Annotated in this window: 20 protein-coding genes; 9 read left to right on the forward strand and 11 right to left on the reverse strand. The window is 46.2% G+C overall.

Annotation, left to right across the window (positions count from 1 at the left end):
* Positions 1 to 89 precede the first annotated feature (89 nt).
* Entirely contained in the window at positions 90 to 2,579 is a 2,490-nt protein-coding gene (gene lon / locus GWO68_RS01870; RefSeq protein WP_162344704.1) for an endopeptidase La, read from the reverse strand.
* Positions 2,580 to 2,805: 226 nt separating this feature from the next.
* Here lon and GWO68_RS01875 point away from each other — a divergent pair, with 226 nt between their 5' ends.
* Both GWO68_RS01875 and GWO68_RS01880 read left to right on the forward strand, forming a co-directional pair.
* Positions 2,806 to 4,785 carry an OmpA family protein gene (locus GWO68_RS01875; RefSeq protein ID WP_162344705.1) on the forward strand — a complete coding sequence of 660 codons (1,980 nt, stop codon included), beginning with the start codon at positions 2,806 to 2,808 and terminating at the stop codon, positions 4,783 to 4,785.
* A gap of 14 nt (positions 4,786 to 4,799) precedes the next feature.
* Complete coding sequence (locus tag GWO68_RS01880; RefSeq protein WP_162344706.1) at positions 4,800 to 5,558, forward strand: DUF4184 family protein; 759 nt, start codon at positions 4,800 to 4,802, stop codon at positions 5,556 to 5,558.
* Here GWO68_RS01880 and GWO68_RS01885 read toward each other — a convergent pair.
* From GWO68_RS01885 to GWO68_RS01900, 4 genes are all read right to left on the reverse strand, one after another.
* Positions 5,555 to 6,055, reverse strand: a complete 501-nt coding sequence (locus GWO68_RS01885; protein ID WP_162344707.1) for a DUF6702 family protein — start codon at positions 6,053 to 6,055, stop codon at positions 5,555 to 5,557. The genes GWO68_RS01880 and GWO68_RS01885 overlap by 4 nt on opposite strands.
* Before the next feature lie 208 nt (positions 6,056 to 6,263).
* On the reverse strand, positions 6,264 to 7,577 hold the full coding sequence (gene rseP, locus GWO68_RS01890; RefSeq protein WP_162344708.1) for an RIP metalloprotease RseP: 1,314 nt from the start codon (positions 7,575 to 7,577) through the stop codon (positions 6,264 to 6,266).
* A gap of 50 nt (positions 7,578 to 7,627) precedes the next feature.
* The gene (locus GWO68_RS01895; RefSeq protein WP_162344709.1) at positions 7,628 to 8,788 is read right to left on the reverse strand and encodes a 1-deoxy-D-xylulose-5-phosphate reductoisomerase; all 1,161 of its coding nucleotides are present in this window, start codon (positions 8,786 to 8,788) and stop codon (positions 7,628 to 7,630) included.
* A 691-nt stretch (positions 8,789 to 9,479) separates the two neighbouring features.
* On the reverse strand, positions 9,480 to 10,979 hold the full coding sequence (locus GWO68_RS01900; RefSeq protein WP_162344710.1) for a GH3 auxin-responsive promoter family protein: 1,500 nt from the start codon (positions 10,977 to 10,979) through the stop codon (positions 9,480 to 9,482).
* A gap of 165 nt (positions 10,980 to 11,144) precedes the next feature.
* Here GWO68_RS01900 and GWO68_RS01905 point away from each other — a divergent pair, with 165 nt between their 5' ends.
* Positions 11,145 to 11,579: an OsmC family peroxiredoxin gene (locus GWO68_RS01905; RefSeq protein ID WP_162344711.1), complete on the forward strand. Its 435-nt coding sequence runs from the start codon at positions 11,145 to 11,147 to the stop codon at positions 11,577 to 11,579.
* A 59-nt stretch (positions 11,580 to 11,638) separates the two neighbouring features.
* The gene (locus GWO68_RS01910) at positions 11,639 to 12,139 is read left to right on the forward strand and encodes a hypothetical protein (protein WP_202923638.1); all 501 of its coding nucleotides are present in this window, start codon (positions 11,639 to 11,641) and stop codon (positions 12,137 to 12,139) included.
* 385 nt (positions 12,140 to 12,524) lie between these two features.
* Here GWO68_RS01910 and dnaA read toward each other — a convergent pair whose 3' ends face one another.
* The 3 genes from dnaA to GWO68_RS01925 all read right to left on the reverse strand — a co-directional run bounded on the left by dnaA (position 12,525) and on the right by GWO68_RS01925 (position 15,764).
* Positions 12,525 to 13,949, reverse strand: a complete 1,425-nt coding sequence (dnaA, locus tag GWO68_RS01915; protein WP_162344712.1) for a chromosomal replication initiator protein DnaA — start codon at positions 13,947 to 13,949, stop codon at positions 12,525 to 12,527.
* Between the two features lie 105 nt (positions 13,950 to 14,054).
* Positions 14,055 to 14,990, reverse strand: coding sequence for a metallophosphoesterase (locus GWO68_RS01920; protein ID WP_162344713.1), 936 nt, complete (start codon positions 14,988 to 14,990; stop codon positions 14,055 to 14,057).
* Positions 14,991 to 14,996: 6 nt separating this feature from the next.
* A complete protein-coding gene (locus GWO68_RS01925; RefSeq protein WP_162344714.1) occupies positions 14,997 to 15,764 on the reverse strand; it encodes a 5'-nucleotidase C-terminal domain-containing protein in 768 nt (255 codons plus the stop codon).
* Positions 15,765 to 15,926: 162 nt separating this feature from the next.
* On the opposite strand from GWO68_RS01925, the gene GWO68_RS01930 reads away from it, so the two are divergent.
* A complete protein-coding gene (locus tag GWO68_RS01930) occupies positions 15,927 to 17,720 on the forward strand; it encodes a T9SS type A sorting domain-containing protein (RefSeq protein ID WP_162344715.1) in 1,794 nt (597 codons plus the stop codon).
* Between the two features lie 37 nt (positions 17,721 to 17,757).
* On the opposite strand, the gene GWO68_RS01935 is transcribed toward GWO68_RS01930, so the two are convergent.
* Entirely contained in the window at positions 17,758 to 19,071 is a 1,314-nt protein-coding gene (locus tag GWO68_RS01935; RefSeq protein WP_162344716.1) for an amidohydrolase, read from the reverse strand.
* Between the two features lie 130 nt (positions 19,072 to 19,201).
* Between GWO68_RS01935 and GWO68_RS01940 the strand changes: the two genes are divergently transcribed.
* The 3 genes from GWO68_RS01940 to scpA all read left to right on the forward strand — a co-directional run bounded on the left by GWO68_RS01940 (position 19,202) and on the right by scpA (position 23,694).
* Positions 19,202 to 19,585 carry a YkvA family protein gene (locus tag GWO68_RS01940; RefSeq protein ID WP_162344717.1) on the forward strand — a complete coding sequence of 128 codons (384 nt, stop codon included), beginning with the start codon at positions 19,202 to 19,204 and terminating at the stop codon, positions 19,583 to 19,585.
* A gap of 78 nt (positions 19,586 to 19,663) precedes the next feature.
* On the forward strand, positions 19,664 to 21,496 hold the full coding sequence (locus GWO68_RS01945; protein WP_162344718.1) for a methylmalonyl-CoA mutase subunit beta: 1,833 nt from the start codon (positions 19,664 to 19,666) through the stop codon (positions 21,494 to 21,496).
* Positions 21,497 to 21,555: 59 nt separating this feature from the next.
* The gene (scpA, locus tag GWO68_RS01950; protein ID WP_162344815.1) at positions 21,556 to 23,694 is read left to right on the forward strand and encodes a methylmalonyl-CoA mutase; all 2,139 of its coding nucleotides are present in this window, start codon (positions 21,556 to 21,558) and stop codon (positions 23,692 to 23,694) included.
* Between the two features lie 209 nt (positions 23,695 to 23,903).
* Here the strand turns inward: scpA and GWO68_RS01955 are convergent, their stop codons facing one another.
* The gene (locus tag GWO68_RS01955) at positions 23,904 to 24,458 is read right to left on the reverse strand and encodes an REP-associated tyrosine transposase (RefSeq protein ID WP_317164476.1); all 555 of its coding nucleotides are present in this window, start codon (positions 24,456 to 24,458) and stop codon (positions 23,904 to 23,906) included.
* A gap of 175 nt (positions 24,459 to 24,633) precedes the next feature.
* Here GWO68_RS01955 and GWO68_RS01960 point away from each other — a divergent pair, with 175 nt between their 5' ends.
* Complete coding sequence (locus tag GWO68_RS01960) at positions 24,634 to 25,278, forward strand: metal-dependent hydrolase (RefSeq protein ID WP_162344720.1); 645 nt, start codon at positions 24,634 to 24,636, stop codon at positions 25,276 to 25,278.
* On the opposite strand, the gene GWO68_RS01965 is transcribed toward GWO68_RS01960, so the two are convergent.
* Complete coding sequence (locus GWO68_RS01965) at positions 25,259 to 26,044, reverse strand: hypothetical protein (RefSeq protein WP_162344721.1); 786 nt, start codon at positions 26,042 to 26,044, stop codon at positions 25,259 to 25,261. The genes GWO68_RS01960 and GWO68_RS01965 overlap by 20 nt on opposite strands.
* Positions 26,045 to 26,182: the final 138 nt, after the last annotated feature.

Here is a 26,182-nt window from a genome sequence, read left to right on the forward strand (position 1 = left end):
CAAAATAGATTTCTCACCTTGTTCGAAATAGCAACTATAAGTTAATTTAAAATTCGCTCATCCACTCAATCAAAGTTCAAAATCAGTCCTTACTCCACTTCCATCTTTCGGTCTTCGGTAACGGTCAGGTCAAGTGGGTGCTTTACTTTTTCTTTCAGCAGGGCTATTTTAATCACGTCATCTACCTTATCCACGTAATGGATGTTCAGGCCTTTGATGTATTGCTCCGGGATCTCGTTTATATCTTTGCGGTTTTTCTGGCAAAGTATAATATCCGTTACACCGGCGCGCTTGGCAGCCAGTATCTTTTCTTTTATACCACCTACCGGCAACACTTTACCACGCAACGTAATCTCACCAGTCATGGCTAAACGGCTACGCACTTTACGTTGCGTAAACATTGATGCAATAGACGTAAAAATAGCAATACCTGCCGATGGCCCGTCTTTTGGAACAGCACCTTCGGGGAAGTGGATATGCAGGTCGTACTGGTCAAAAATTCTATAGTCTATATCCAGCAAATTGGCATGGGCTTTCAGGTAAGAAAGTGCCGTAACTGCCGATTCCTTCATCACATCACCTAACTGTCCGGATAGTGTAAGCTTACCTTTACCCTTGCTAAGTATAGATTCCACGAACAGGATGTCACCGCCAACGGATGTCCAGGCCAGGCCTGTAACCACGCCAGCTGTATCAATATCCTGGTAGATCTCTTTGTCGAAGATTTCGGCACCCATAATTTTGGTTACATCTTCCGGCTTTATAGTATGCGGATATTCTTCTTCCATCGCCTTTAGTTTGGCAATGTGGCGTACCAGCTGGCCTATTTTACGCTCAAGGCTACGCACACCCGATTCACGGGTATAGTCCTCAATTACTTTCTGCAGGGCTGGTTTTGTGATCTTTACATCTTCTTCCAGCAAGCCGTGCTCTTTTATCTGCTTTGGTACCAGGTGGCGTTTTGCTATTTCTAGCTTCTCTTCCATCGTATAACCGGTCAGCTCAATAATTTCCATACGGTCGCGCAGGGCAGGCTGTATGGTATCCAGTGAGTTGGCAGTAGCTATGAAAAGGACTTTCGACAGATCATATTCCACATCCAGGTAGTTATCCATAAACGTGTGATTCTGCTCCGGGTCCAGTACCTCCAGCAAAGCTGAAGACGGATCGCCACGGAAGTCAGAAGCAAGCTTATCGATCTCGTCCAGGATGATAACCGGGTTACCAGAACCTACTTTTTTGATCTGGCTGATGATCTTACCGGGCATAGCGCCAACATACGTTCTTCTATGGCCACGAATTTCTGCTTCATCCCTAACACCACCCAGTGACATTCTGACATACTTACGACCCAAACTTGCAGCTATAGAACGACCAAGTGAGGTTTTACCAACACCCGGAGGACCGTACAGGCAAAGTATAGGCGCCTTCATATCGTTTTTCAGCTTTAGTACAGCCAGGTACTCCAGGATGCGTTCCTTTACTTTCTCCAGTCCGTAATGGTCTGTGTCCAGTATCTTTTTGGTGCGCTTCAGGTTAAAGTTGTCCTTGGTATACTCTTTCCAAGGCAGGTCCAACAAAAACTCGATATAGTTTACCGCTACCGGGTATTCAGCAGCCTGCGGGTTAAGGCGGGCCAGTTTGTCTATCTCTTTTTTGAAATGCTTGGCAACAGCTTCCGGCCATTTTTTCTTTACAGCGCGGTCCCTGAAGTTCTCGATTTCCTTGTCCGGACCTTCCTGCCCCAACTCATCCTGCAACACTTTAATCTGCTGACGCAGGAAATAGTCGCGCTGCTGCTGGTCTATATCAGTATGTACTTTGGTATGAATTTCCTGCTTCAGCTCCAGTAACTGTACTTCGCGCAACATAAGCTGTAGCAACTGTGTGCCACGCTCTGTGCCGTCGTTCACTTCCAGTAGCTGCTGTTTCTGAGCAACTTCTACATTCAGGTTACTCGACAGGAAATGCGTCAGGAAAGCAGGGCTATCAATGTTATCAAGCGCAACCTGGGCTTCCTGCGGTATCTCAGGGTTCAGCTTCAGTATCTTGGCAGCAGCATCTTTCAGCGACTGTACTAGTGCTTTTACTTCCTTATCTTTTTTGTTCAGGTTAGTTTCCTGGCAGTAACTTACACGCGCTGTTAAGTAAGGGTCTTCCTGGGTTATCTCCTCGATCTTAAAGCGGCTATGGCCTTGTATAATTATAGTTGTGTTGCCGTCAGGCAGCACCAGCATCTTAAGTATACGCGCCACCGTACCAACACTAAACAGGTCTTCCGGCGATGGGTCGTCGGCGTTCGTGTTTTTCTGGGCTACTACCCCAATGGTTTTATCGCCTTTGTAGGCTTTGCGTACCAGGCGCACCGATTTTTTACGGCTAACAGTAATAGGCAATACAACACCCGGAAAAAGTACGGTGTTGCGCACAGCAAGTATAGGCAGCTCTGCCGGGAGTTCTGCCGCAGGTATTTCTTCTTCAGGGTCTGTGGTGATGACCGAGATCACTTCACCGTTGTCGTTATCAGAAGCTGAGCTAAGTAAAAGGTTATGCAGAAAGTTATTCAAAGTATAGTTCATAGTTTGTGTCAATGCCAGAATGACATAAAAAAGGCCATACACATGGCTTTTTCCGAATTGATGTACTATAGTCAAGACTTGTGCCAACTATAGATCACTGACGCAATGGTTCAGGGTTAAAGATATCAGGTATTTTGCCTAAAATAAAATGACATGCCAGGTATTTAATTACAAAAATATAGTTCAAAATTAATATCTTTGACCATCAGGTAAAAAGAAGCGGAAAATGAACAGATTGTACCTGCTTAGGTTACTTTTCATACTTATACCAGCGCTTTGTCAGGCACAGGAGTATAAGCATATTCCCCTTGAGTCTGGATCGGGCATGAAGGTGCACAAAAAAGCCCCGAAGCAGGAAGTACAGATCACGTTCCCGAACCTGAACAAACTCCCCTACTACCACGACGAGAAAAAACTCTCTGCCATCCAAAAGCTGGAAAAAAAACGACGCTACAACGAAGTGCTCCCGCTGCTGGAGGCTTACGTGAACAACTTCGGGATAGAGAACTTTTACAAAGATACTCCCCTGATATGGCGACTGGGCCAGTTACTCGAAAAACAAGGCCAGGCCGATAAAGCAAAAGCACTTTACCGGATGGTGCTCAAACACCACCGCTCCGACGTACGCCGGGTTTACTCTTACTACGACTCGCTGGAGCAGAATACCAAAGACTATTATGTTCCGCTGAAATACTATTACGAGATGGTGGAATACCGCAAGTCGGTTGCCACGTTTCAGCCTCCCAAAGGTGTTTACCTGAACATGGGTAACTCCATCAACTCTCCTTTCGAAGATTACGGCCCAACTATAAACTCTGAAGATGAGGTATTGATATTTACTTCGCAGCGCAACACACAAGGTATTAACGGCCGCGCCAACGAAGACCTTTTCTACTCCCGCCAGGAAAACGGCTACTGGGAAACAGCAAAATCTTTTGGCAAACCTATAAACAGCATTTACAACGAAGGCTCTGCCTGCCTTAGCCGAGACGGCAACACCTTATACTTTGCCCGCTGCGAATCGCCGGATGGGTATGGAAACTGTGACCTGTATGTGGCTACCAAACAAGAAGATGGTACCTGGGGCAATATTCAAAATCTGGGTGCCGAGGTAAATTCCTCCGCCTGGGACTCGCAACCCACCCTTACCGCTAACGAGGATACAATTTACTTTGCCTCCGACAGGCTGGGCGGTTTCGGATTATCAGATATTTATTATACTTACAAAAACAGGAAAGGCGAATGGTCTAAAGCGGAAAATGCCGGCCCAGTAATAAACACCCGCGAAAGCGAAGTAAGCCCGTTCTTTCACCCGCTTTACCAGGTTCTATACTTTAGCTCACGCGGGCAGCTATACAACTTCGGCGATTTCGATATTTATAAAACATACCGTGTAGGTGGCCAGTGGCAGGAGCCACGCAATATTGGCCCATTAGTTAACGGCCGTGGCAGTGAGTATTATTTTTCTATCGACTCCAAGTCTAAGAACTTATACTATGCCCGCTCCGAAGCCAGCGACCTGCATAACCTCGACCTATTTTCGTTTCCGCTGCCCATGGAAGCGCACCCACTGGCTGTAACCAAAATAGAAGGAACACTTGTTGATTCGCTTACTAACAAACCGCTTTCAGGTATCATCTCCGTCATCGACCTGGAAAATGGCATCGAGATTTCGTCCAAGTATATCCGCCCGGACGGCACCTTTGAGTTTGACCTGATCGACAACACCAAGTACATGATGCTGATACAGAGCCCTGACTTCTTTACCATAGAGCGGGAGATCTCACTGCAGCAGGATACTGCTTTTCAAATTATGACCACACTAATAGATTATAGTGTGCCGTTAGTGTTTAAGAATATCGAATTTGACCAGAACGAGTCGGACATAAAAGACGGCATGAAACCCATACTGGATGAAGTGGCGTTATTCCTCTTAGATCATCCGACGTATAGGTTAGAGATATCAGGCCATACGGATAGTGCCGGCGACCCGGAATTTAACTTTACGCTGTCGCAGGACCGGGCCGATGCTATCCGGAAATACATTGAGCAGGAAGGCAATATTGGCCACGGGCGTATAGAGTCGTTTGGTTTTGGCAGCAGCAAGCCCCTGCGCGAAGAGAAAAATGAAGAAGACCGCCGCATAAACCGCCGGGTAGAGTTTAAAGTAATTAAACCAGAGAAAGTAGACAGAGGCGGTCGGTAAATTAAAACTATAGTATGCCTTTTACGGCCGCACACCCAGCACTTATTTTACCCCTGCAACGCCTGCAAAGCCGGTGGCTCTCTGTTACCGGACTTATAGTTGGAAGTATAGCCCCGGATTTTGCCTACTTTATATCGTACCGCAGCTTTGGCAAGTTAAGCCATTCTATTAAAGGCATTTTTATTTTTGACCTGCCCATGGCGCTGGCACTGGCTATACTTTTCCATGTGCTGGTTCGGGAGCAGGTAATTTCTAACTTGCCAGACTATTTCAGGAAACGGGCATTAGCGGTTAAGCCTGTAAAACTGGGGAGCTACCTGCTGCGCAATGGGCACATCTTTGCTATTTCAGCTATCATCGGTTCTTTTACGCACTTGTTCTGGGACAGCTTTACGCACGAACAGGAGTTTTTTGTACGCAACTATAAAGGCTTTTTTCTGCAGCGCGTGTCATTGGGGTTGATTGACCTGCCGCTTTCGCGGGTTATACAGCATACCAGTACCTTTGTTGGGCTTGGGTTTATACTTTGGCATATCAGCACGCTACCAACTATAGCTATTAAACCAAAGCCTTGGCTCTCGTGGATGCCTTACTGGATACTGGTTGGTTTTATAGGCACTTTGTTTATGTTGACGAACCTACCCTACCGGCTCCAACTCACCAACCTCGAAAGATTAGTAGTACCTTTCTTAACAGGTAACCTGGTGGCTGTTATATTGTTAGGAGCTCTTTTTAAACTACAGTCTATGCTTTGGGGCAGTCGAGCTGGTTAGAACGTTAGTTTCTTTCCGGTCTCATCGCGCTGCAACAGCATGCTCTGCACTTTGCCTTTGTAATCCAGGTTCACGATGTTCATCTGGTCATCAAACACCTCGGTAAGCACCGCATTCTTAATGTATAGTTCCGACAGGTTTGCATTTTGCACAGGCACTTCCAGGTATACCCAAACCACATCTGCTTCTTCTTCAGAGCCAATAAAGCGTTGCTTTAGCGGCTTACCTTTTGTTACTTCAAACGACATAGACGCTGCCATATACCCTGCCAGTTGCTGTTTTATACTTTCAGAGTTGGCACTATAGGTAACTTTGCTTTTGCTTCTTTTTGTTAAAGCGTTCTCCAGGTCATCGGTATAAACCTTAATAGCAACCTGCAGGCTTTGCGTGCGCGGGTTAAACTTGATATCGGTAATGCTGGAATGGTAGTCGTGGGCCATAGCTACAGTACTACCTAACAGGCAAAGTATAGCTACTAAAAGGGTTTTGATATGCATGGTTTATACTTGATAACTCTGGTCTGCGAAAACTATAGCTGTTGTATCAACTAAGGCTATACATTCAAATGGTAAGATACTTTTTTCCTGTATCAATTACTGAACCAGATTACAGATTCTATAGTTCAGCTCGGCTTATAGTTAACAAAAACGCTGTCGTTTTGCGGCGACAGCGTTTTTGTTTATAGTTAGTTATACTTCTGTTTTGTTAGAAGAGCAACTTAAATACGTCGTTAAAGATCGCGAAAGCCATCAAGCCTAACAGCAACACCATTCCTACTTTTTGGGCGTTCTCGAGGAAATTATCCGAAGGCTTGCGACCGCTGATCATCTCGTAAGTCAGGAACATAACGTGGCCGCCATCCAGCGCCGGAATCGGCAGGAAGTTCATAAAGGCCAACACCATAGACAGCATAGCCGTTATAGACCAGAATTTATACCAGTTAAAGGTATCACCGAAGATCTGCGCTATCCCTATTGGGCCGCTCACTGATTTAGAAGCCGAAACCTCGCCACGGAATATCTTTCCAAAGCCTTTAAGGTTAGCGGTAATTACACCAAAGGCCTGCTCCGTACCAGCCGGAATTGCTTCACCGATGCTATATTCTTTTGTAGCATAGTTCAGCAATGGTTTCTGAATAAAGCCCAGCGTGCCGTCTGCTTCTACATTAGCTTTCAGGTCGATCACTTTCTCGCCACGCTCCACCTGCATCGTTATCGGTTTTCCGGCATTCTTAACCATCAGTTGTCTAAACTCATCGAAGAAGCGGGCTTCCTGGCCGTTAACAGTCAGGATATAATCGCCGGGTTGTAGGCCGGCATCAGCTGCATTGCTGCCTGCCATTACCTGGTCAACCATAAACGGTTGGCGCGGCTGCACAAACAACATGCGCTCTTCCTTATCGGCCAGCTTATCCATCAGGTCAACCGGCACAGGTATGTTTACTTTTTCGCCGTTGCGCTCTACTGTATAAAATGCATCCTGGTTTAGTAAGGCATCCATCGAGTAAACGTCTTCAAACTTCTCCAGTGGTTTGCCATTTACGGCCACAATTTTATCGCCCGTCTGGAAACCGATCTCTTTACCTATCTCGTTAGGAGCTACGCCATACTTTACTTCTTTTGCCGGCAGGTAATTTTCGCCATAGTTATAAGTAAGACAAATGTAAATAACGATACCTGTAATCACGTTTACAATAATACCTCCCATCATAACTATAAGGCGCTGCCAGGCTGGTTTAGCGCGGAACTCCCATGGTTTTGGTTCTTCTTTCAGTGCTTCTGTGTCCATCGACTCATCCACCATACCCGAGATCTTCACGAAGCCACCCAGCGGAATAAGGCCCAGCATATATTCTGTTTCGCCTATCTTTTTACCGAATACTTTTGGCGGAAAACCGATGGCGTACTTCTCTACGCGCATGCCAAACCACTTTGCTGTGAGCATGTGCCCCAGTTCGTGCAAACCAACTAAAATTGTAAGTCCCAGAATTAACTGGGCAACCATGATTACTATGTCCATCTAAGAAAAATATGCAAGTATAATTTGTGTTAAAAAGAACCGATAACTGGCTAAATCGTTTTGTTTTTCACAAAATCGGTGGCCAGCAGGCGGGTTTCCCTATCTGTATCAACATAGTCCGAGAGAGAAGGGTTTGCAATATACGTAACTTTTGCCATACAGCTTTCTATCAGATCCGACATCTCCAGAAATCCGACTTCGTCTTTTAAGAAAGCGCTTACAGCTACTTCATTAGCCGCATTAAGTATACACGGCATATTTCCGCCCTGCGCCATCGCATCAAAAGCCAGCTGCAAATTCCGGAAGGTCTTCAGGTCAGGCTGCTCAAAGGTAAGCTGCGGGTAATCCATAAAGTTGAATCTCGGAAAATCAGACTTCAGGCGATTTGGGTAACCCATGGCATACTGTATCGGCAGTTTCATATCAGGCAGGCCCATTTGTGCTTTTAGAGAGCCATCCTCAAACTGCACCAATGAGTGGATGATAGACTGCGGATGCACCACCACTTCGATCTGATCGTTGCGCAGCCCGAACAGCCACTTTGCTTCAATCACTTCCAGACCTTTGTTCATCAGGCTGGCCGAGTCTATCGTTATCTTGGCGCCCATGTCCCAGTTCGGGTGTTTCAGGGCCTGGGCTTTGGTTACAAATTTAAGCTCCTCTATAGTTCTGCCACGGAATGGCCCACCAGAGGCGGTAAGTATAATTTTCTCGATTGGGTTATGGAACTCACCAGCCAGGCACTGAAAAATAGCGCTATGCTCAGAATCAACAGGGTAAATGTTCACACCTTTTTCACGTGCCAGTTCAGTTATCAGCTGACCTGCTACTACCAGGGTTTCTTTGTTGGCTAAGGCAATTTCTTTACCGGCTTGTATGGCGCGTATCGTTGGCTGAAGTCCGGCATACCCGACCATAGCGGTCAGCACCATATCCACGGTACCCATCTCTACTACTGAGCACAGGGCACTGGCACCGGCGTAGACTTTTATGTCCTCGTGCTGCAGGGCATCGCGCACCTGTTCGTACAAGTCTTCGCGACCAATTACGACCACATTAGGCTTAAACAACAAGGCCTGTTCAATCAGCAGATCAGCATTATTATAAGCGGTTATAACTTCCAGTTCAAAACTCTCCGGGTTGGCCGCAATCACGTCCAGCGCTTGCGTACCAATAGAGCCTGTTGAACCAAGTATGGCTATTCTTTTCATTATCTTTTTGAAGATCAAAAGACAAATTTAGTGTCTTTTGATGGTATTTGCAGTTTTTATCGTGTTGAGTGTCTTTCCGGGTATTTTCTTAACTATAGTTTTTATCAATTCAGACGTTAGCTCAGGGATGTTTTATAGACTATAGTTTCCCTTTTGTCATGTCGAGCGCAGTCGAGACATCTTATATGTCCTATAGTTGCTTTGCATACCACTGGAAACGAGCCGTCGTCCTATAGTTGCTTCTGATCCTGGGAGCTCTATGAACCTACAGTTCTATAGTTTAGCTGGCTCCCTCCTGGGCCGAGAGGCCCCGTCTTTGGGCATCGCGCGGTGTACATTTCCTTTGCTCCTGCGTCGCAATGCCTGACGGCACCGGAAATCTACAAGGCGCTCAACCCAAAGACTGCTAACAATTCGATAGCTATAGTCTTATCCTTCGTTTCCTTTCTTGCTTTTAGCTAGAGAAGATCGGTTCTTTCTCGTGGTTGTAATTCCGTAGGGACTGGTCGCGACCTGTCCGCTCAATACCGTAACTTATAGAACTAAAATCTAAACTATAGCTAATAGAGAAAAGTCCCCCTTTGAAGGGGACAGGGGGATGACCAACCGTAATTCTAAAACAATAGCCACCAACTATAGCAAAAGCCACCAATCCTATAAATCAGAGCAATCCCCTTAATCACTGGTCCAACTATAGCTTCGCTACTTCCAGCAAACCCTGCGCTAAATTTCGGTCGTTGCTCAGCCTTGGTACTTTGTTCTGTCCGCCCAGTTTGCCCTGCGATTTCATGTAATTACGAAACGTACCAAGTGGCAGCACGCGTACTTTCAGGTTAGCTAAGATATTTCCCGTGATCAGGTCGTCGTAGTAGCTATTGAGTTTTTGCAATTGTTCATTCAGCTCTTTTTCAAAGTCATCTACATTATTCGGGGCTTTCGAGAACTCTACCAGCCATTCGTGATACGATTCGCCTTCGCCGCTGCTTACGAATGGGGCAACGGTAAACTCAACCAGCTCGGCCGTCGGAAATTTCTGAATGGTCTGCTGCATAGCCTTTTCTACTTCCTCACCAATCACGTGTTCTCCAAACGCCGAAATAAAGTGTTTTATGCGACCGCTAACTATAAGCTTGTATGGTTTTATACTTGTAAACTTAACCGTATCGCCGATAGAGTATCCCCACAAGCCGGCATTGCTGTTAATCACCAGCGCATAGTTTTTGCCCAACTCTACTTCACCAATCGTTAAGCGGGTCGGGTTCTCGTTAAAATATTCTTCTACAGGTATAAATTCATAGAAAATGCCGGCATCCAATAGCAACAACAAACCTTTGTCATTCTGCTCGTTCTGGTAAGCAAAAAAGCCTTCCGAAGCCGGAAACGTTTCGATGCTATCAACCTGCCGGCCAATCGACTCGAACATTTTTTTGCGGTACGGCTCAAAGTTTACGCCACCGTATACAAACAGCGAAAAGTTTGGAAAGATATCTTTTATCTGCTTCCCGGTCTGTCGCATCAGCTTATCGAAATACATTTGCACCCATGGCGGAATACCCGAGATCAAAGTCATGTCCTGATCTATGGTCTCTTCAATAATCTCGTCGAGTTTATGTTCCCAGTCTTCGATGCAATTGGTTTCGTAGCTCGGCAGTTGGTTGGTGCGCAGGTAACCGGGTACATGGTGGTTTACGATACCCGAAAGCCGGCCGGTTTTAATGCCGCCCACTTCATCTAGCACCGGGCTCCCCGACAAAAAAATTAGCTTGCCATCCAGGAACTGAGCATTTCCGGTTTCATGAATATAAGCCAGCAGCGCATTTTTAGCGCCGTTTATGTGGTTAGGGATAGAGTCTTTGGTGATCGGGATGTACTTGGTGCCGGAGGTGGTACCTGATGTTTTTGCTAGGTAAATTGGTTTACCCGGCCAGGTAATATCAATTTCGCCTTGTTTAATGCGGTTAAAATAATTGCTTAGCCCTTCGTAATCGCGCACTGGTACAGCTTTTACAAAATCGGCATGGGTTTTTATACTTCCGAAAGTATGGTCGCGCCCAAAAGCGGTGTGTTTTGCACCGGAGATGATCTTTCTGAAAATGGCCTGTTGCGCTTCCACCGGATGCTGTATCCAATGCTGCTGTTTTTTATGCACATACGCTGCCAGGTATTTACTCAACCACGCCTTTACACCCATATTTCTTACAGTTTATAGTTGGTAAATATAGGGAGATATCAGTTAATGGCATAAAGTTATAGTTCGTAACGCCTTCTGTGCAGTAGCTTAATCAACCAAAAACAGAACAAACAAGTAAGCTATAACCATAAACTTAATTCTACACTTTATCTAAATTATAAAACTATGAAGCAGCACAAAGCAAAAGCACAATGGAACGGCAGCCTGAAAGAAGGCAACGGGGAATTTGAGACCGGCCGTGGCAACGTAAAAACGGGCTATTCCTTCGCGTCGCGTTTCGGAGACGACACCAAAGCCACCTCGCCCGAAGAGTTAATTGGGGCCGCGCATGCCGGTTGCTTTTCGATGTTTCTGAGCGCCCTGGTTGACAAGCAAAACCTGAAAGCGGATTATATAAAAACGAACGCTGATGTAACCTTAGGCGAAACCGATGGCGCACCTACCATCCTGAAGATTGCTTTAACTACGGAAGCTAAAATACCAAACATGCAGGACTCTGATTTCCAAAAGCTTGTAAAGGATGCTAAAACCGGCTGCCCGGTTTCTAAAGCACTGGCATCGGTACCTGAAATTACCGTTAGCGCTACACTTACAGAATAATTTATTATCTTGCACTAGCCCGCAAAAAACGGCATTTTGTTTCACTAAAAAAGTAAAGCATGGCAGCATCTGGCAGTAGCAGTGCACGATCGTCGTTATTCATTCAGTTAAGTCCTTCGCGCAGCGCCAAGCTGTCGTTCACCATTCAGCTTATGCTTACACTTTTGTGGGTAGTATGGGCAGCCATGCTGGCATTTTCAGACAGGTCAACTGGTGAGTCGGTGTTGTTTTATGCTTTTTTCGGGCTGGCAATTGCTTTCCTGGTATATGTCATCCTTCAGAACACGTCTATTTTCGGGTTTCAGTCTTACATTGAGGTAACGCCGGAGTACATTGTGCGCAAAAATGGTGTGTTCCGCCCTAAATTTGTGGTAGCGATACCTGATATTAAGGCAGTGCATATTTCGCCGCTGGCCCTGCGCGTTACTGAAAACAACGACAACCAAACGTACTTTGATCTGAAACAGGTTCGCAAGCGTAAGGACAAAGAAAAAATAAAAAGCAAGGTTCGCGATTTAGCTACGCAGCATGGCTTTGAAGTAACTGAAGCAAGTAAGTAACCAATAGGTTAAACTATAAAAAGCTCGGGCTATACTTTTATCAAGTATAGCCCGAGCTTTTTTTGTGTATAAGTTGCCCCAATTTTCCTTAACGATTTCATCACCCTGCCCCCTTCAAAGGGGGACTTTATCTACTAACATAAAACATTTTTTTGAATTAAACATTGCTGATCGTCTCTCTTTGAAGGAGATAGGGGGATGACTTACGGCAACCATGAAAAGTAGTTAGCTGTGAAGATTCATCATCCATCGGCCAGAGGCCAAACTATAGTATTTCACGAGCGAGGACGCTCGCGCTATTGTTTATAGTTCAGAACCCTTAAAAACAAACCAGGGCTATAGTTTTTGCAACTATAGCCCTGGTTATTTATAAAGTAGAGTTTTTCTATCCGGCTTTCGACTTAAATTTTTTCTGTAATTCCTGTATGCTCGCTTTAAATTTCTTGTCCGTATCGATCAGGTCGGAAACGGTTTGGACGGAGTGAATAACGGTACTGTGGTCGCGGCCACCGAAATGGTAACCGATAGACTTAAGCGAGTGGCTCGTAAACTCTTTGGCAAAGTACATGGCCACCTGGCGCGCTGTTACAATCTCTTTTTTACGCGTTTTGGCTTTCAGCGAGTCCAGGCTTACCTGGAAATATTCGGCTACGGTTTTCTGGATGAAGTCAAGGTTTACTTCTGTCTCAACATCCTCGATAATATGTTTCAGGGCCTGCTTGGCAAGCTCCAGATCAATCTCTTTACGGTTCAGGGATGACTGCGCGATCAGAGAGATCAAAACACCTTCCAGCTCACGCACGTTAGTATCCACGCTATAGGCCAGGTACTCTATCACGTTATCCGGAATATCAATGCCGTCGCCCTGCATCTTTTTCTGGATGATGGCCATACGCGTTTCAAAATCCGGGCTTTGTAAGTCTGCTGTTAAACCCCACTTAAAGCGCGACAACAGTCGCTCTTCCAGGCCTTTCAGGTCGCGTGGCGGACAGTCAGAGGTCATCACGATCTGTTTGCCGGACTGGTGCAGGTGGTTAAAGATGTGGAAGAACATTTCCTGCGTCTTCTCTTTGCCGCTCAAAAACTGCACGTCGTCAATGATCAGGATATCTACCAACAGATAGAAGTTAGCGAAATCCTGCACGTTGTTCGTTTTCAAAGATTCGATGAACTGGTTCACGAACTTTTCTGACGACACATATAATACAAACTTTTCGGGATTACTGTTTTTGATGTGGTTACCAATGGCCTGCACTAGGTGCGTTTTACCAAGACCTACCCCACCATACACCATCAGCGGGTTAAAAGAGGTGGTACCTGGTTTGTTAGCCACCGCATACCCAGCAGAGCGTGCCAATCGGTTACAGTCTCCCTCAATATAATTCTCGAACGTATAGGTTGGGTTAAGCTGTGAGTTCAGGAAGTTGCGGTCAATCGTCTTCGACTCGAACGGGCTCTTGATAAAGTTCTGCTCCGGGCGGTAAGAATTAACGACTGCTGCCGGTATTTTTTTAGTCGGGATGTTAACCGTTTGTGGCTTGTTAGACTCGTTGCCGCGGTCAACTATAATCGAGTATTCCAGGCGGCCTTCGGCGCCCAGTTCCTGGTAGATAACTTTCTTTAAAAGCTGTACATAATGCTCCTCCAGCCACTCGTAAAAGAACTGGCTCGGCACTTGTATAGTTAGCACGCCATCGCGCAGCGATATCGGTTTAATCGGCTCAAACCAGGTTTTAAAGCTCTGTTCGCCAATATTTTCCTTAATCACCTGCAGGCAATTACTCCATACAGTTGTACAATCTTTAATCATCCAGTTTTCCACAGCTCACAAGACTATTTTGGTGAAGCAAATCTCTCCTTAACCGACAGGGGGCTACAAATTTGCTTAAATATAAGTAAACAAAAAATTATTTTTTCACGAAGTTAATACAGGGTTATCTACAGGCAGCGCAGCCGTTTTTATACTTGTCTTTTGCTTCGTTTTTTTATTGAATTCAAAGTCGATACGTCCTAAATAGATACCACTCCAGCCTACCTGGTTTATCAGCGTTTCGTGGCCCGACTCATGGCGCAATACCTCTGGCTGCTCCATAAAAGTATGCGTGTGGCCACCTAATATCAGGTCGATGCCAGGTACTTTTGCAGCCAGTTTGCGGTCGTCTATTTTATCGGTTTCGTAACTATAGCCCAAATGCGACAGGCAGACTACCATGTGACATTTCTGGTTTTCGCGGAGCTCGGTTACCATTTCCTGCGCTTTGGCTACGGGGTCTATGTATAGGGTTTCGCCAAACTGCTTTTTACCAACCAAACCTTCCAGTTCTATACCTAAGCCAAACACGCCAATTTTCAGCCCGTCTTTTTCAAAAACCTTATATGGCTTAAACTTACCTGCCAGTATGGTTTTAGAAAAGTCGTAGTTGGCATTCAGAAACTCGAAACTAGCCAGCGGTAATTGTTTTGCCAGCCCTTCCAGCCCGAGGTCGAAGTCGTGGTTGCCCAAGGTAGCGGCATCGTATTTCATGTCGCTCATCAATTTATACTCCAGCTCGCCGTTAAAAAAGTTGAAGTAGGGCGTACCCTGCCAGATATCACCGGAGTCGAGCAACAGTACGTTTGGCTCCTGTTTGCGTATCTTTTCTACCAGGCTGGCACGGCGGGCCATACCGCCCATGCCGCCATACTTGCGCCCGTCGTTCGGAAACGGATCGATGCGCGAGTGCTGATCGTTGGTGTGCAGTATGGTAAGTCTTATAGTTTTGCTGGCAGCTTCGGAGGTAAACGGTAAGCCAACTATAGTTAAGCCGGCGGCGCCCACAGCGCTATACTTTAAAAAATCTCTTCTCTTCATGGCTTTCTATTTTTGCGTTACACCGGCTACTCGCTTTTTGGTATCAGCAGTAAGTTGTTTACCGTTAGCTGTCAGTTCTTTTATATGCTTGAGTATCATGTCGCGCATCATAATACCTACTTTTTCGGTCTTCAGATTTTTCTTGAACATCGTCATGTTATCGCCGCCACCAGCAATGTAATCTGATGTTACGACGGTATAGGTACGGGTAAGGTCCAGTGGTTTGCCTCCTATTTTAATATCGGTAGCCGCGCCATCTTTCACCGTATAAGTAGCATTAGCAATGGGTGAGATGCCGGTCTTGGCTGCAAAATCAAACATTTCTTTAGTAGTAGAGCCATCCAAGGTAAGTATAACCACCTCGTTCTCGAAAGGCATCAGTTCAAAAACATTGCCCACATTTACAGGCCCTGCCGGAAGCGGCACCCGCAGACCGCCGTTGGTTGTCTGGGCCATATCTGCCGGGGTAGCTACCAGTTTATTCGTTTGCGCCAGCATGAGGTCTACAACAAAGTTACCCAGCGGCGATTCGTAGTCACCTTTTCGTAACTCGGTGGCCGCTGTGCCAATTACCTCATTCATTTTGGCGCTTACCTGCGTGCGGTAAGGCGCTATCATGGCCTCGGCTTCCGGGTCGGCGGTTAGAGTGCTGTCTATGGCTACGTCGGTTTGCTCGAGGTTTGGCGTTTGGGCCTGCCATACTTTTGGCTGGCAACCCACTACGGAGCCCGCCAGCAACAGGGCGGTTATATAACTATAAATGGGGTGTTTCATACATTCAGGTGCGAGTTATCCACAAAAGTACGGATATAGCGCTTGTGGCACAACAACAATTCGCCTGCCAGTGGTTTCATAGCTTAAGGTAAGGTTTATATTATTAAATTGCTATACTTTAAAAAAGATCCTGTTATCTTTCTTATAGTTTAACCTTACCCTATGAAACAACTTATACTTATCGTTTGCCTGTTGCTGTGTTTTGTAAGCGCTTCGGCTACACATTTGCGGGGCGGTTTTATCACTTATAAAAAAGACACAACCCAACACCCAAACCCCAGAAAGTTCTTTTTCAAAGCTGTTCTTATTACCGACAAGGCTTCTCAGGCTGATGATCCAACTATAGAAGTGCGGATGGGCGATGGCGTTCATAAAGTGGTGCCCCGGCTATCGGTTACCAGCATTAACAGCGCCTATGACCGTGAAACCTTTTTATGGGAATATACTTTTGCAGCCGACGGCACTTACACCGTTAGCTGGAATGGCATAAACCGCAATCCGAATATCTTAAATGTAACCCCACCCAGCGACCAGCTTACACTTTATTTAGCAACTACTATAAATGTTAATACTTTAAGAGGCTTTAACAGCAGCCTGCAGTTTCTGGGCCCTGATGCCATCATTGCGCAATTCGGGCAGCCCCTTAACTATAACCTACTGGCCTACGATCCTGACGGCGACAGCCTCTCTTATAAATTAAGAGCACCTTTACGCATGGAGGCTAGTGGCCAGGTTGCTTCTGTGCCTGGCTATAGTTTTCCAAAACAGCTTTTTAATTGCCGTACAGCTGATTTCTCTGCAAACAGCAGGTTTGAGATAGCAGCAAGAGACGGGCAACTGGCCTGGGATTCGCCATGCCGGCAGGGAGACTATATTTTTGCAGTAGCGGTTGAGGAATGGCGTAATGGTGTAAGAATCGGGGAAGTAATTTACGACATGCAAATCTCGGTGTATGACAGACCTGAAAGAAACCTACACCTAAGCAAACAGCAAAACCAAACGTACAGCCCCGAAGGCTATGTTGTAGCCAAAATAAATAAGGAGCTTGAGATACAACTGAACTATGGAGATCTGAATCCGGCGCTTGCTCCGGGCTCGCAGGTAAATCATTTTATAAGCGAACTGACACAGGTTTTAAAAGTGCCTGTTAGCTATACTACAGAAAAATCAGCCAGCGGAACTATAGGCAAATTCAGGTTTACTCCAACAGAAAACCTGATCAGAAGCCGGCCTTACTTTATCAGCTTTTATGGCAGTAGTAACACCGGCATGGGTTACAACAATTTAGCAACTACTTCTATTGGCTTAATCATACGCTCAGACCAACCTATTATTAGTTTAGCTGGCTTAGGTAACGTGCAAAAATCTGACAATGGTTTTTTTGTAGTGTCGGTAAACAAGGCTGCAAAATTCAGCATATTCGCAGAGAAGGTAGACGGCTATGCACTCTCGTTAACTGTTGAAAGCCCTTTAGCAGCCAATGCCAAACAATTTGATTTTACTGTTCGTGATACGACCGAAGGCAAAGTTGGAGAATTGCTTTTTCAGCCAAGCGAAGCGCAATTAACCCAGGATCCGCAGCCTATTATCTTTAAAGCCACTTACAATCCTGCCCGCATGGCAGGCGAAAGAGCTTCTTTTGCAGGAAATCCGATCGTAAAAGAAATGCAGCTACAGGTTATAGTTACCAACCAACTACCAACCGCCACCCCTGAAGAACTAGCCAACGCAACATACCTCATTTACCCGAACCAGGTACAAAACAAATTTACCGTTCAGGCTGAAAAGCCGGCTATACTTAGCATTTATAGTTTACAGGGCAAGCTTATACTTCAGCGGCAATTACAACCTGGAACAACTGACGTTAACAGACCTACTGCCACATCGGGTTTATACTTTTATACTTTAACTACCCAGGATAGGCAAAAAACAACCGGCAAGCTTGTGTTGCAATAACACAAGCTTGCCGGTTCGGGCAATATATAAACTATAGTTATTTCTTCCCCTTCCCCTCCATATAGTTCAGCGTTAAATGCGTAAGCGTTTTTACGCCCAGTTTCATACCTGCCTCATCAATATAGAAATCAGGAGTGTGGTGCGCGGGTGCTTTTTCAGGATTAGTGCCCTTTTTCATGCCGCCTACAAATAGGTATAAACCCGGAATTTTCTCCTGGAAAAAAGCAAAATCTTCGGCACCCGTTACTGCTTTGGTCAGGATCACGTTCTCGCGACCAGCTACGGCTTGCAGGGTTGGCAGCATCTTTTCAGTTAAGGCAGGGTCGTTGTAGGTCACCGGCGTTTGCGGATGGAAAGATACTTCGGCAATTGCACCGGCACTTTCGGCAATTTTAGTGGCAGTGAGCTTTACCTTTTCATGTATCTTTTTCTGCATGTCGGTGTTCAGAGCGCGTATAGTTCCTTCCATCTTCACCTCTTCGGGTATAATGTTATTCCGCACACCTCCATGTATACTTCCTACAGTAACTACAGCCGCATCTTCAGCCAGTTCGGTTTGGCGGCTAATTATAGTTTGCAGGCCGTTAATGATCTGTGCCGAAACCACGATCGGGTCTACGCCGGCCCACGGGTAAGCGCCATGCACCTGTTTGCCCTTTACATTTATCCTGAAAATATCGGCGCTGGCCATAGTTCCGCCCGGCCTGTACTTTAGCTGCCCAACTTCGGTCTGGGAATTTATGTGAAGTCCGAAAATAACTTCCGGTTTAGGGCCTTTGGTCAGCACACCTTCTTTTACCATCAGATAAGCACCGCCTTCTTCTCCAACCGGGGAGCCTTCTTCGGCAGGCTGAAAAATAAACTTTACCGTACCTTTCAGGTCTTTTTTCATGCTTGCCAGAATCTCGGCAGCGCCAAGTAGCATGGCAATATGGGTATCGTGTCCGCAGGCGTGCATTACGCCTACCTCCTGGCCGTTGTAGGTACTCTTTTCTTTAGATGCAAAAGCCAGGTCGGCGCGTTCGGTTACAGGCAATCCGTCTATATCGGCACGAAGGGCCACTACAGGTCCGGGCTTGCCGCCTTTTAGTATACCAACCACGCCGGTTTTAGCCACGCCGGTTTCTACTTCAATGCCCAGGCGTTTTAACTCAGCAGCAATTTTGGCGGCCGTTTTGGTTTCGCGGTTACCCAGCTCGGGGTACTGATGGAAGTCGCGGCGCCATTCTATTACTTTCGGCTCCAGTTTATCGGCCATGGTGTTGGCCCGGGCAAGTAGTTTGGTATCCTGGGCAGTGGCAGGCAAGACAAGCAGTCCGGCACCAAGTATAGTCAGTAACGTTTTATGCATTTGGGGTAAGGTTATAGTTAGGGGTGTTTCAAGTAGAAATATAGCGATTTATACGTCAAATACACAGGCTCTTTTTAACACATAACTATAAAACCCAACTCCTGCCCTGCTGCTTCCCGTAGTATAAACTATGCTCCGCAAATGGAAAGAGATTGTTCGCAAACTGAAAGAAGACATTTATACCCTGTACCTGGCCTCGCGGGACCCACGCATTCCGTTTCTGGCCAAAGTAGTGCTGGTTATAACAGTAGCCTACGCTTTCAGCCCCATCGACCTGGTACCAGACTTTATACCTGTGCTGGGCTACCTGGATGACCTGCTATTGTTGCCGCTGGGCATTTGGCTAACTATAAAACTGATGCCCGCAGAGGTACTGGATGAGTACCGCCACAAGGCCAGAGAACAACTGCAACGCCCCCGCAAAGTAAACTATACTATGGCTGCCATAATTGTGATTATCTGGTTGTTTATTGGGTACTGGGCATACCAGGCCTTTGTTTCGCGTATTAAATAAAGCAGCTCTGGCTAACACAAGCTATTAAAAACGTAAAGTAAAAGTATATCTTTACATCAAATTATACCTCTACCTAAGATGACGGACGAGAACAAACATACTCAGAAGCTATTCTCAGAATTTACTCCTGCCACGGCAACCGACTGGGAAGAACGCGCCCGCAAAGACCTGCGCGACACCCCATTGGAGCAGCTTACCTGGCACACCTACGAAGGCATCGACATTAAACCCTACTATACCAGGCAAGACCTGGACCAACTGCCTGCTACCCGGCAAAAACCGGGCAACTACCCGTTTACACGGGGTACCAGAACTGCTGCAAATACATGGCTTAACATACAGGAAATAAAAGTAGAAGGCAACGGAAAACCTGCTATAGATAAAGCCGCCGATGCCCTGACCCGGGGCGCTGACGGCATTCATTTTATACTTCCGCAGCCCGAGCTTTTTGATATCGTATACCTGCTTAGCAAAATAGACCTGAACAAGCATACTGTAAGCTATACTTTACCCAACAAGCTCGACCATTTCCCAAACAGGCTTTATGGTAAACTTGGCGCAAACAATGTGTCGCCGCAAAAGCTATGTGGTTTTATAAAGTATGAACCCATGACGGCTAAAGGCGAACTTACCAGGGACGAGAACAAAGCCATTGTAGAATTACTGGAACTTACCAAAGATAGCCCTGAGTTTTATGGCATTACCATTAACGGTACCAACTTCAGCAGCATTGGTGCTACAACTGTACAGGAGATAGCGTATACCCTGAGTGCCGCTGTAGCCTATATACACCGCCTGACCAATGCCGGGCAAACCGTGGAAGATGTGCTGCGCAACATGCAGTTTCATATGGCGGCGGGTACCAATTACTTTTTCGAGATTGCCAAGTTAAGAGCCCTGCGTTTGTTATGGGCAACTATAGTAGAAGCCTACAGCGCAGATAAAGCGCTTGCCGGCAAACTACGCATCCATAGCTCTACATCGGGTTGGTACCAAACCACCCTGGACCCTTACGTGAACATGCTGCGCGTAACCACCGAGGCCATGTCGGCAGTAATGGCAGGCACCGATTCGCTCACTGTTTCTCCGTTCGACAGTACATTTAAAGCATCAGATGAATTTTCGGAGCGCATTGCCCGCAACGTTTCTATTATTCTGAGAGAAGAAGCTTATCTGGATAAAGCCATCGACCCTGCTGCCGGCTCCTATTATTTAGAGTCGCTGACAGACCAGTTGGCTACCAAAGCATGGGAGTTGTTTAAAGAAGTGGAAAGCAAAGGTGGTTTTGAAGCTGCCTACGAAAGTGGTTTTATACTTGGCTCCATCACCGAAGTTAGCCGCCAGAAGTTCCGCGACATTGCCAAAGGCAGCATGATACTGGTTGGTACAAACAAATACCCGAACCCGAAAGAGAAAATAGACTTTGACCCGGAAGAACTGATCCAGAGCGAAGCTTTTGATACCACCCGTGCCGCCTACCCAACCGAAGTAATGCGTATGGCTACCGAGCTGCATTTGCGCAAGCGTCAGCGCCGGCCTAAAGCTATAGTTGCCATTATAGGCAACGGTGAGCAGCGCCAGGTAAATGCTACGTTTGCCAAAGAATTCTTCAGTTGTGCCGGCTTCGAGACTGAAATGCAAAACTATAGTTCCGTGGAAGAAGCATCTGATAAACTACAGCATACAGCAGCAGAAATACTGGTTGTATCATCTTCAGAAGCGAACTATGTGAAGGAATTTGGTCCACGCATCCGTAACCACCACGCCAAACCAACCTTAATTCTGGCCGACGACCCGCAGCACATGAAAGCTGAAATGATCGCAAACGGTTACGACGAGTTCATCTTCGAAGACTGCGACATGGGCACCATCCTGGAGATCGTACACAAAAAATTGCACGGAGATAAGTAAATGACTGAATTCTGAATAAATGAATGACAAACAGTTATTCAGTAAATCAAAATTGAATGATGAAGCCTGACTTTTCTAAGATAGATATAAACAAAGTTGCTGCGGTAGCAAACGGCCACGAAGCCCCTGCTGATGCCAGGGTTTGGAAAACGCCGGAGCAGATAAAAGTAAAGAGCTTTTATACATCGGAGGATGCTGCCAGCTTTGAGCACCTGGATTTTGCTGCCGGCTTGCCACCTTACCTACGCGGGCCGTACAGCACCATGTACGTACAAAAGCCCTGGACCATTCGCCAGTACGCTGGTTTCTCAACTGCCGAAGAAAGTAATGCCTTCTACCGCCGTAACCTGGCGGGTGGGCAAAAAGGCCTTTCGGTAGCGTTTGACCTGGCCACGCACCGCGGTTACGACTCGGACCACCCGCGTGTGGTAGGTGATGTGGGCAAAGCTGGTGTAGCGATTGATTCCGTAGAGGATATGAAGATCCTGTTCGATCAGATTCCGCTGAACGAGATGTCGGTTTCGATGACGATGAACGGGGCGGTTTTGCCGATTATGGCGTTTTATATTGTTGCCGCCGAAGAGCAGGGCGTGAAGCCAGAGCAGTTGAGTGGTACTATTCAGAACGACATCCTGAAGGAATTTATGGTGCGCAACACCTACATCTATCCGCCGGAGCCAAGCATGAAAATTATTGCCGACATCTTTGCCTATACTTCTAAAAAGATGCCGCGCTTCAACTCTATTTCTATTTCGGGTTACCACATGCAGGAGGCCGGCGCCACCGCTGATATTGAGCTGGCTTATACGCTGGCTGATGGCCTGGAATATGTGCGCACCGGATTGCAGGCAGGCATGGACATTGATGATTTCGCACCGCGACTGTCGTTTTTCTGGGCAATTGGCATGAACCACTTTATGGAGATTGCCAAGATGCGTGCCGCGCGTATGCTGTGGGCCAAGCTTATCAAGCAATTCAACCCGAAGAATCCGAAATCTTTAGCGTTAAGAACACATTGTCAGACTTCCGGTTGGAGCTTAACTGAGCAGGATCCGTTCAATAACGTAACTCGTACCTGCGTAGAAGCCTTAGCCGCTGCCCTTGGCGGTACGCAAAGCTTGCACACCAACGCGCTCGACGAAGCCATTGCGTTACCAACCGATTTCTCGGCTCGTATTGCCCGTAACACACAGATCTACCTGCAGCAGGAAACCAACATTACCAAAGTAGTAGACCCGTGGGGTGGCTCTCATTATGTAGAAGCGCTAACGCACGAGCTGGCACAAAAAGCCTGGGCACTGATTGAGGAAGTGGAAGAGCTGGGCGGTATGGCCAAAGCGATTGAGACTGGCTTACCGAAAATGCGCATCGAAGAAGCCGCAGCCCGCAAACAAGCCCGTATCGACTCTGGTAAAGACATTATAGTTGGTGTAAACAAATACCAACCAAGCCAGATCCAGGAAATCGAGATTCTGGACATCGACAACACCGCCGTTCGTGAAGCGCAGTTGCGCCGGTTGGCAAGTGTAAAAGAGACCAGAGATGCAGGTGCTGTGGCCAATGCTTTACAGGCGTTAACAAATGCCGCAGAATCCGGCGAAGGCAACTTACTTGACCTGGCCGTTGCAGCAGCACGCCATAGGGCTACATTGGGTGAGATTTCCGATGCCTTAGAGAAAGTATACGGCAGACACAAAGCAGTAATCAGAGCCATATCAGGAGTGTACTCAGCAGAAATAACCGACGACGAAAACTTTGAACGCGCGAAGCAATTAGCTGATCAGTTTGAAGAAATGGAAGGCCGCCGGCCACGCATTATGGTAGCCAAAATGGGCCAGGACGGCCACGACCGCGGATCCAAAGTAATTGCCACTTCCTTTGCCGATCTTGGCTTCGACGTGGACATAGGACCACTGTTCCAAACGCCAGCCGAAGTAGCTATGCAAGCCGCCGAAAACGATGTGCATGTGGTAGGTGTTTCATCACTAGCTGCGGGCCACAAAACGCTGGTACCCCAACTGATAGAAGAGCTCCATAAGTTAGGCCGCGAAGACATTTTGGTTATAGTTGGCGGCGTTATCCCAGCCCAGGATTACGACTTCCTGTTTAAAGCCGGCGCTGCAGGCGTGTTTGGTCCCGGTACTATAATCTCGGTAGCTGCTCAGAATATCCTGGATAAGCTGATCTCAGGAGTTTAGGAGTTAGTTAGTTTAGGATTTAAAGAGTTTAAAGTCGCAGTTGATTCAGTTCAGCTGCGCCTTTTTTATTGTTTATTTCTGGCGCGGAGCTTAGCTCCGTGACGAGTTATAGAAGCGAATCTCCAGATTCGCTAAGGCCGTTTTTGCGAATCTGAGATTCGTATTTATAAACAGGCACGGAAGTAACTTCCGCGCCAGATACAATTATTTTATACAAGCCACACAACTTCTAACCTTCCCTTCTGCCCTGCATAATCCCGGGCACTACTATAGTACCAATGTTCCGGTTCTTCTACAAAACCAGCTTTGACAGGGTTTTGATGCAGGTACTCTAGTTTCTGTTCAATCATTTGATTGTTATCTAATAGAATTGGATGATATCCGGGTTGCCAGAACTTATACTCTTCGTGTTTGCTACTTAATTCTCCGGCTGAGTTTATTAACCATAGTAACCAACTTTTTCTGCTTTCCTGTGGATTATTTCGAATAGCTCTGTACAATTCTTTTGAAGTATATTTCTTAAAATCCCTGATCTTATATGCTAATGAAGGTGATGAGCAAATAAGGTGCAGGTGATTTGTCATGATGCACCAGGCATATAGTGTAAACTGCTTTTCTTTTTGGCAGTAAGCAAGGCTGTCACATATAATTTCAAGATACTCTCGCCTGGTTAGAACATCTGCCCATTGTATTACCGATATTGTAACAAAGTAAACCCCATCTGGCTCTTTGGCTTTAAACTTATTGCTCATGACGATGTGCACGAAAAATAGGTTAGCCGGGTTACAGTTTTCTATTTCACTGGCGCTGAAGTTACTTCCGTGCCTGCCTATAAAAGCGAATCTCAGATTCGCGCTTATAACTCGTCACGGAGCTAAGCTCCGCGCCAGAAGTTTTAATAACTTTACCCTTATCCACACAAACACCAAACTACAAACTATGGCATCAGCTTTCGCGCACGCACTGGCGGCTTTAACTATAGGTAAAACCTACTCTGGCAACTATACTTCACCTAAATTCTGGCTGCTGGGTATAGCTTGTACTATAGTGCCGGATGCGGATGTGGTGATGTTCAAATTCGGGGTACCGTATGAGCACATGCTAGGGCACAGGGGATTTTCGCACTCGCTGGTTTTTGCAGGAATACTTGGCGTTATAGCTACAGCACTTTTTTACAGAAACATAAAACTTACCTCCAGGAAAGGGCTGCTATTCATACTTTTTTTTACGCTTTGCACGGCCTCCCATAGTTTGCTGGATGCCCTGACCAACGGAGGTTTAGGAGTGGCCGTATTTGCCCCCTTCGATAACACCCGTTACTTTCTGCCATGGCGCCCGATACAGGTTTCGCCTATTGGGGTAGGTAACTTTTTTAGCGAATGGGGCTGGCGGGTAATCAAAAAGCGAACTGGTTTGGGTAGGGATGTCGACTATAGTTTATGTATTACTGGCCAAAATGTTAAAAACCACAAACGGAAAAGTAACTTAGAGGGCACAAAAAAAACGAGCTCCGTAAGAAGCTCGCTTTTAAGGGTAATCAGGGTTTATAAATTAAGCTATTGGCTTAGTTACACTGGTAAGTAAAGTTGGTGATGTACTGTGTACCGTCATCGTCTGTTTCCGTGATCTTGGTAGGCAGGTTTTTGTCGCTGTACACATACGTGTAAGTTGATGTATAAACCTCCGGCTCCTCACCCCACAGGTACGTTGTAGTTACTTTACCCGGGTTGTTGTTACCTGTTCCTTCGTAAAGGTTAAGAGGTCCTTTGGCAGCTGCATATGGCGTTAGCTTGCTGTCGTAGTTTTCATACTTTGTTCTCATGAAAACCTGACCCATGTATTTTACTTCGGTCTGGGTTACGTTGCCAGCGCTGTTGTAAGCAAAGGTCATCGAATATTCTTCTTCGTCCGAAGTAACCTCAGTTATTTTGCTAAGTCTTTTGCTGCCATCATAAGTAAATGTTGCTGTGTAGCTTAGCTCACCATCATAATACTCTTTTGATTTGCTAACCATACCGTTAGAGTATTCATAGGTGATATAACCGTAAACTTCACCGTTTTCAGTAAACTCTTCTTTTACAAGTTTGTTACTGCTATCGTAGGTATAGTTTGTGGTGTACTCATACTCTTCTTCGCCATCTATTTCTACTTGCGTAATGCTGGTAATATAACCTGCCGTGTTATAGCTAAACGCTGTAGAGCTGCCTTCGTCATCTGAAACGGCAGTGATTTTGCAGGGCGTAAGGTTTGCATTTGGCTGCGCATCGTCGTCTTTGTCGCCGCAGGCTGTAAACGTAAGAGCTGCTACCGCGAACAGGCTCAGCAACTTGCTGGTAATGTTTAACTTCATCGTTTTATTTTGTTAGATTTTATTTTGATAAGCAAAGTTCACATTAATATTCCAATTATACAATACTCATTTTTAGGTATATATTCTTTTTGCTAAAGATAGTGTTGGCGCAGCAACTATAAATAAGCGTGCCTGTTG

It is taken from the genome of Pontibacter fetidus (assembly GCF_010119545.1).
Taxonomy (GTDB): domain Bacteria; phylum Bacteroidota; class Bacteroidia; order Cytophagales; family Hymenobacteraceae; genus Pontibacter; species Pontibacter fetidus.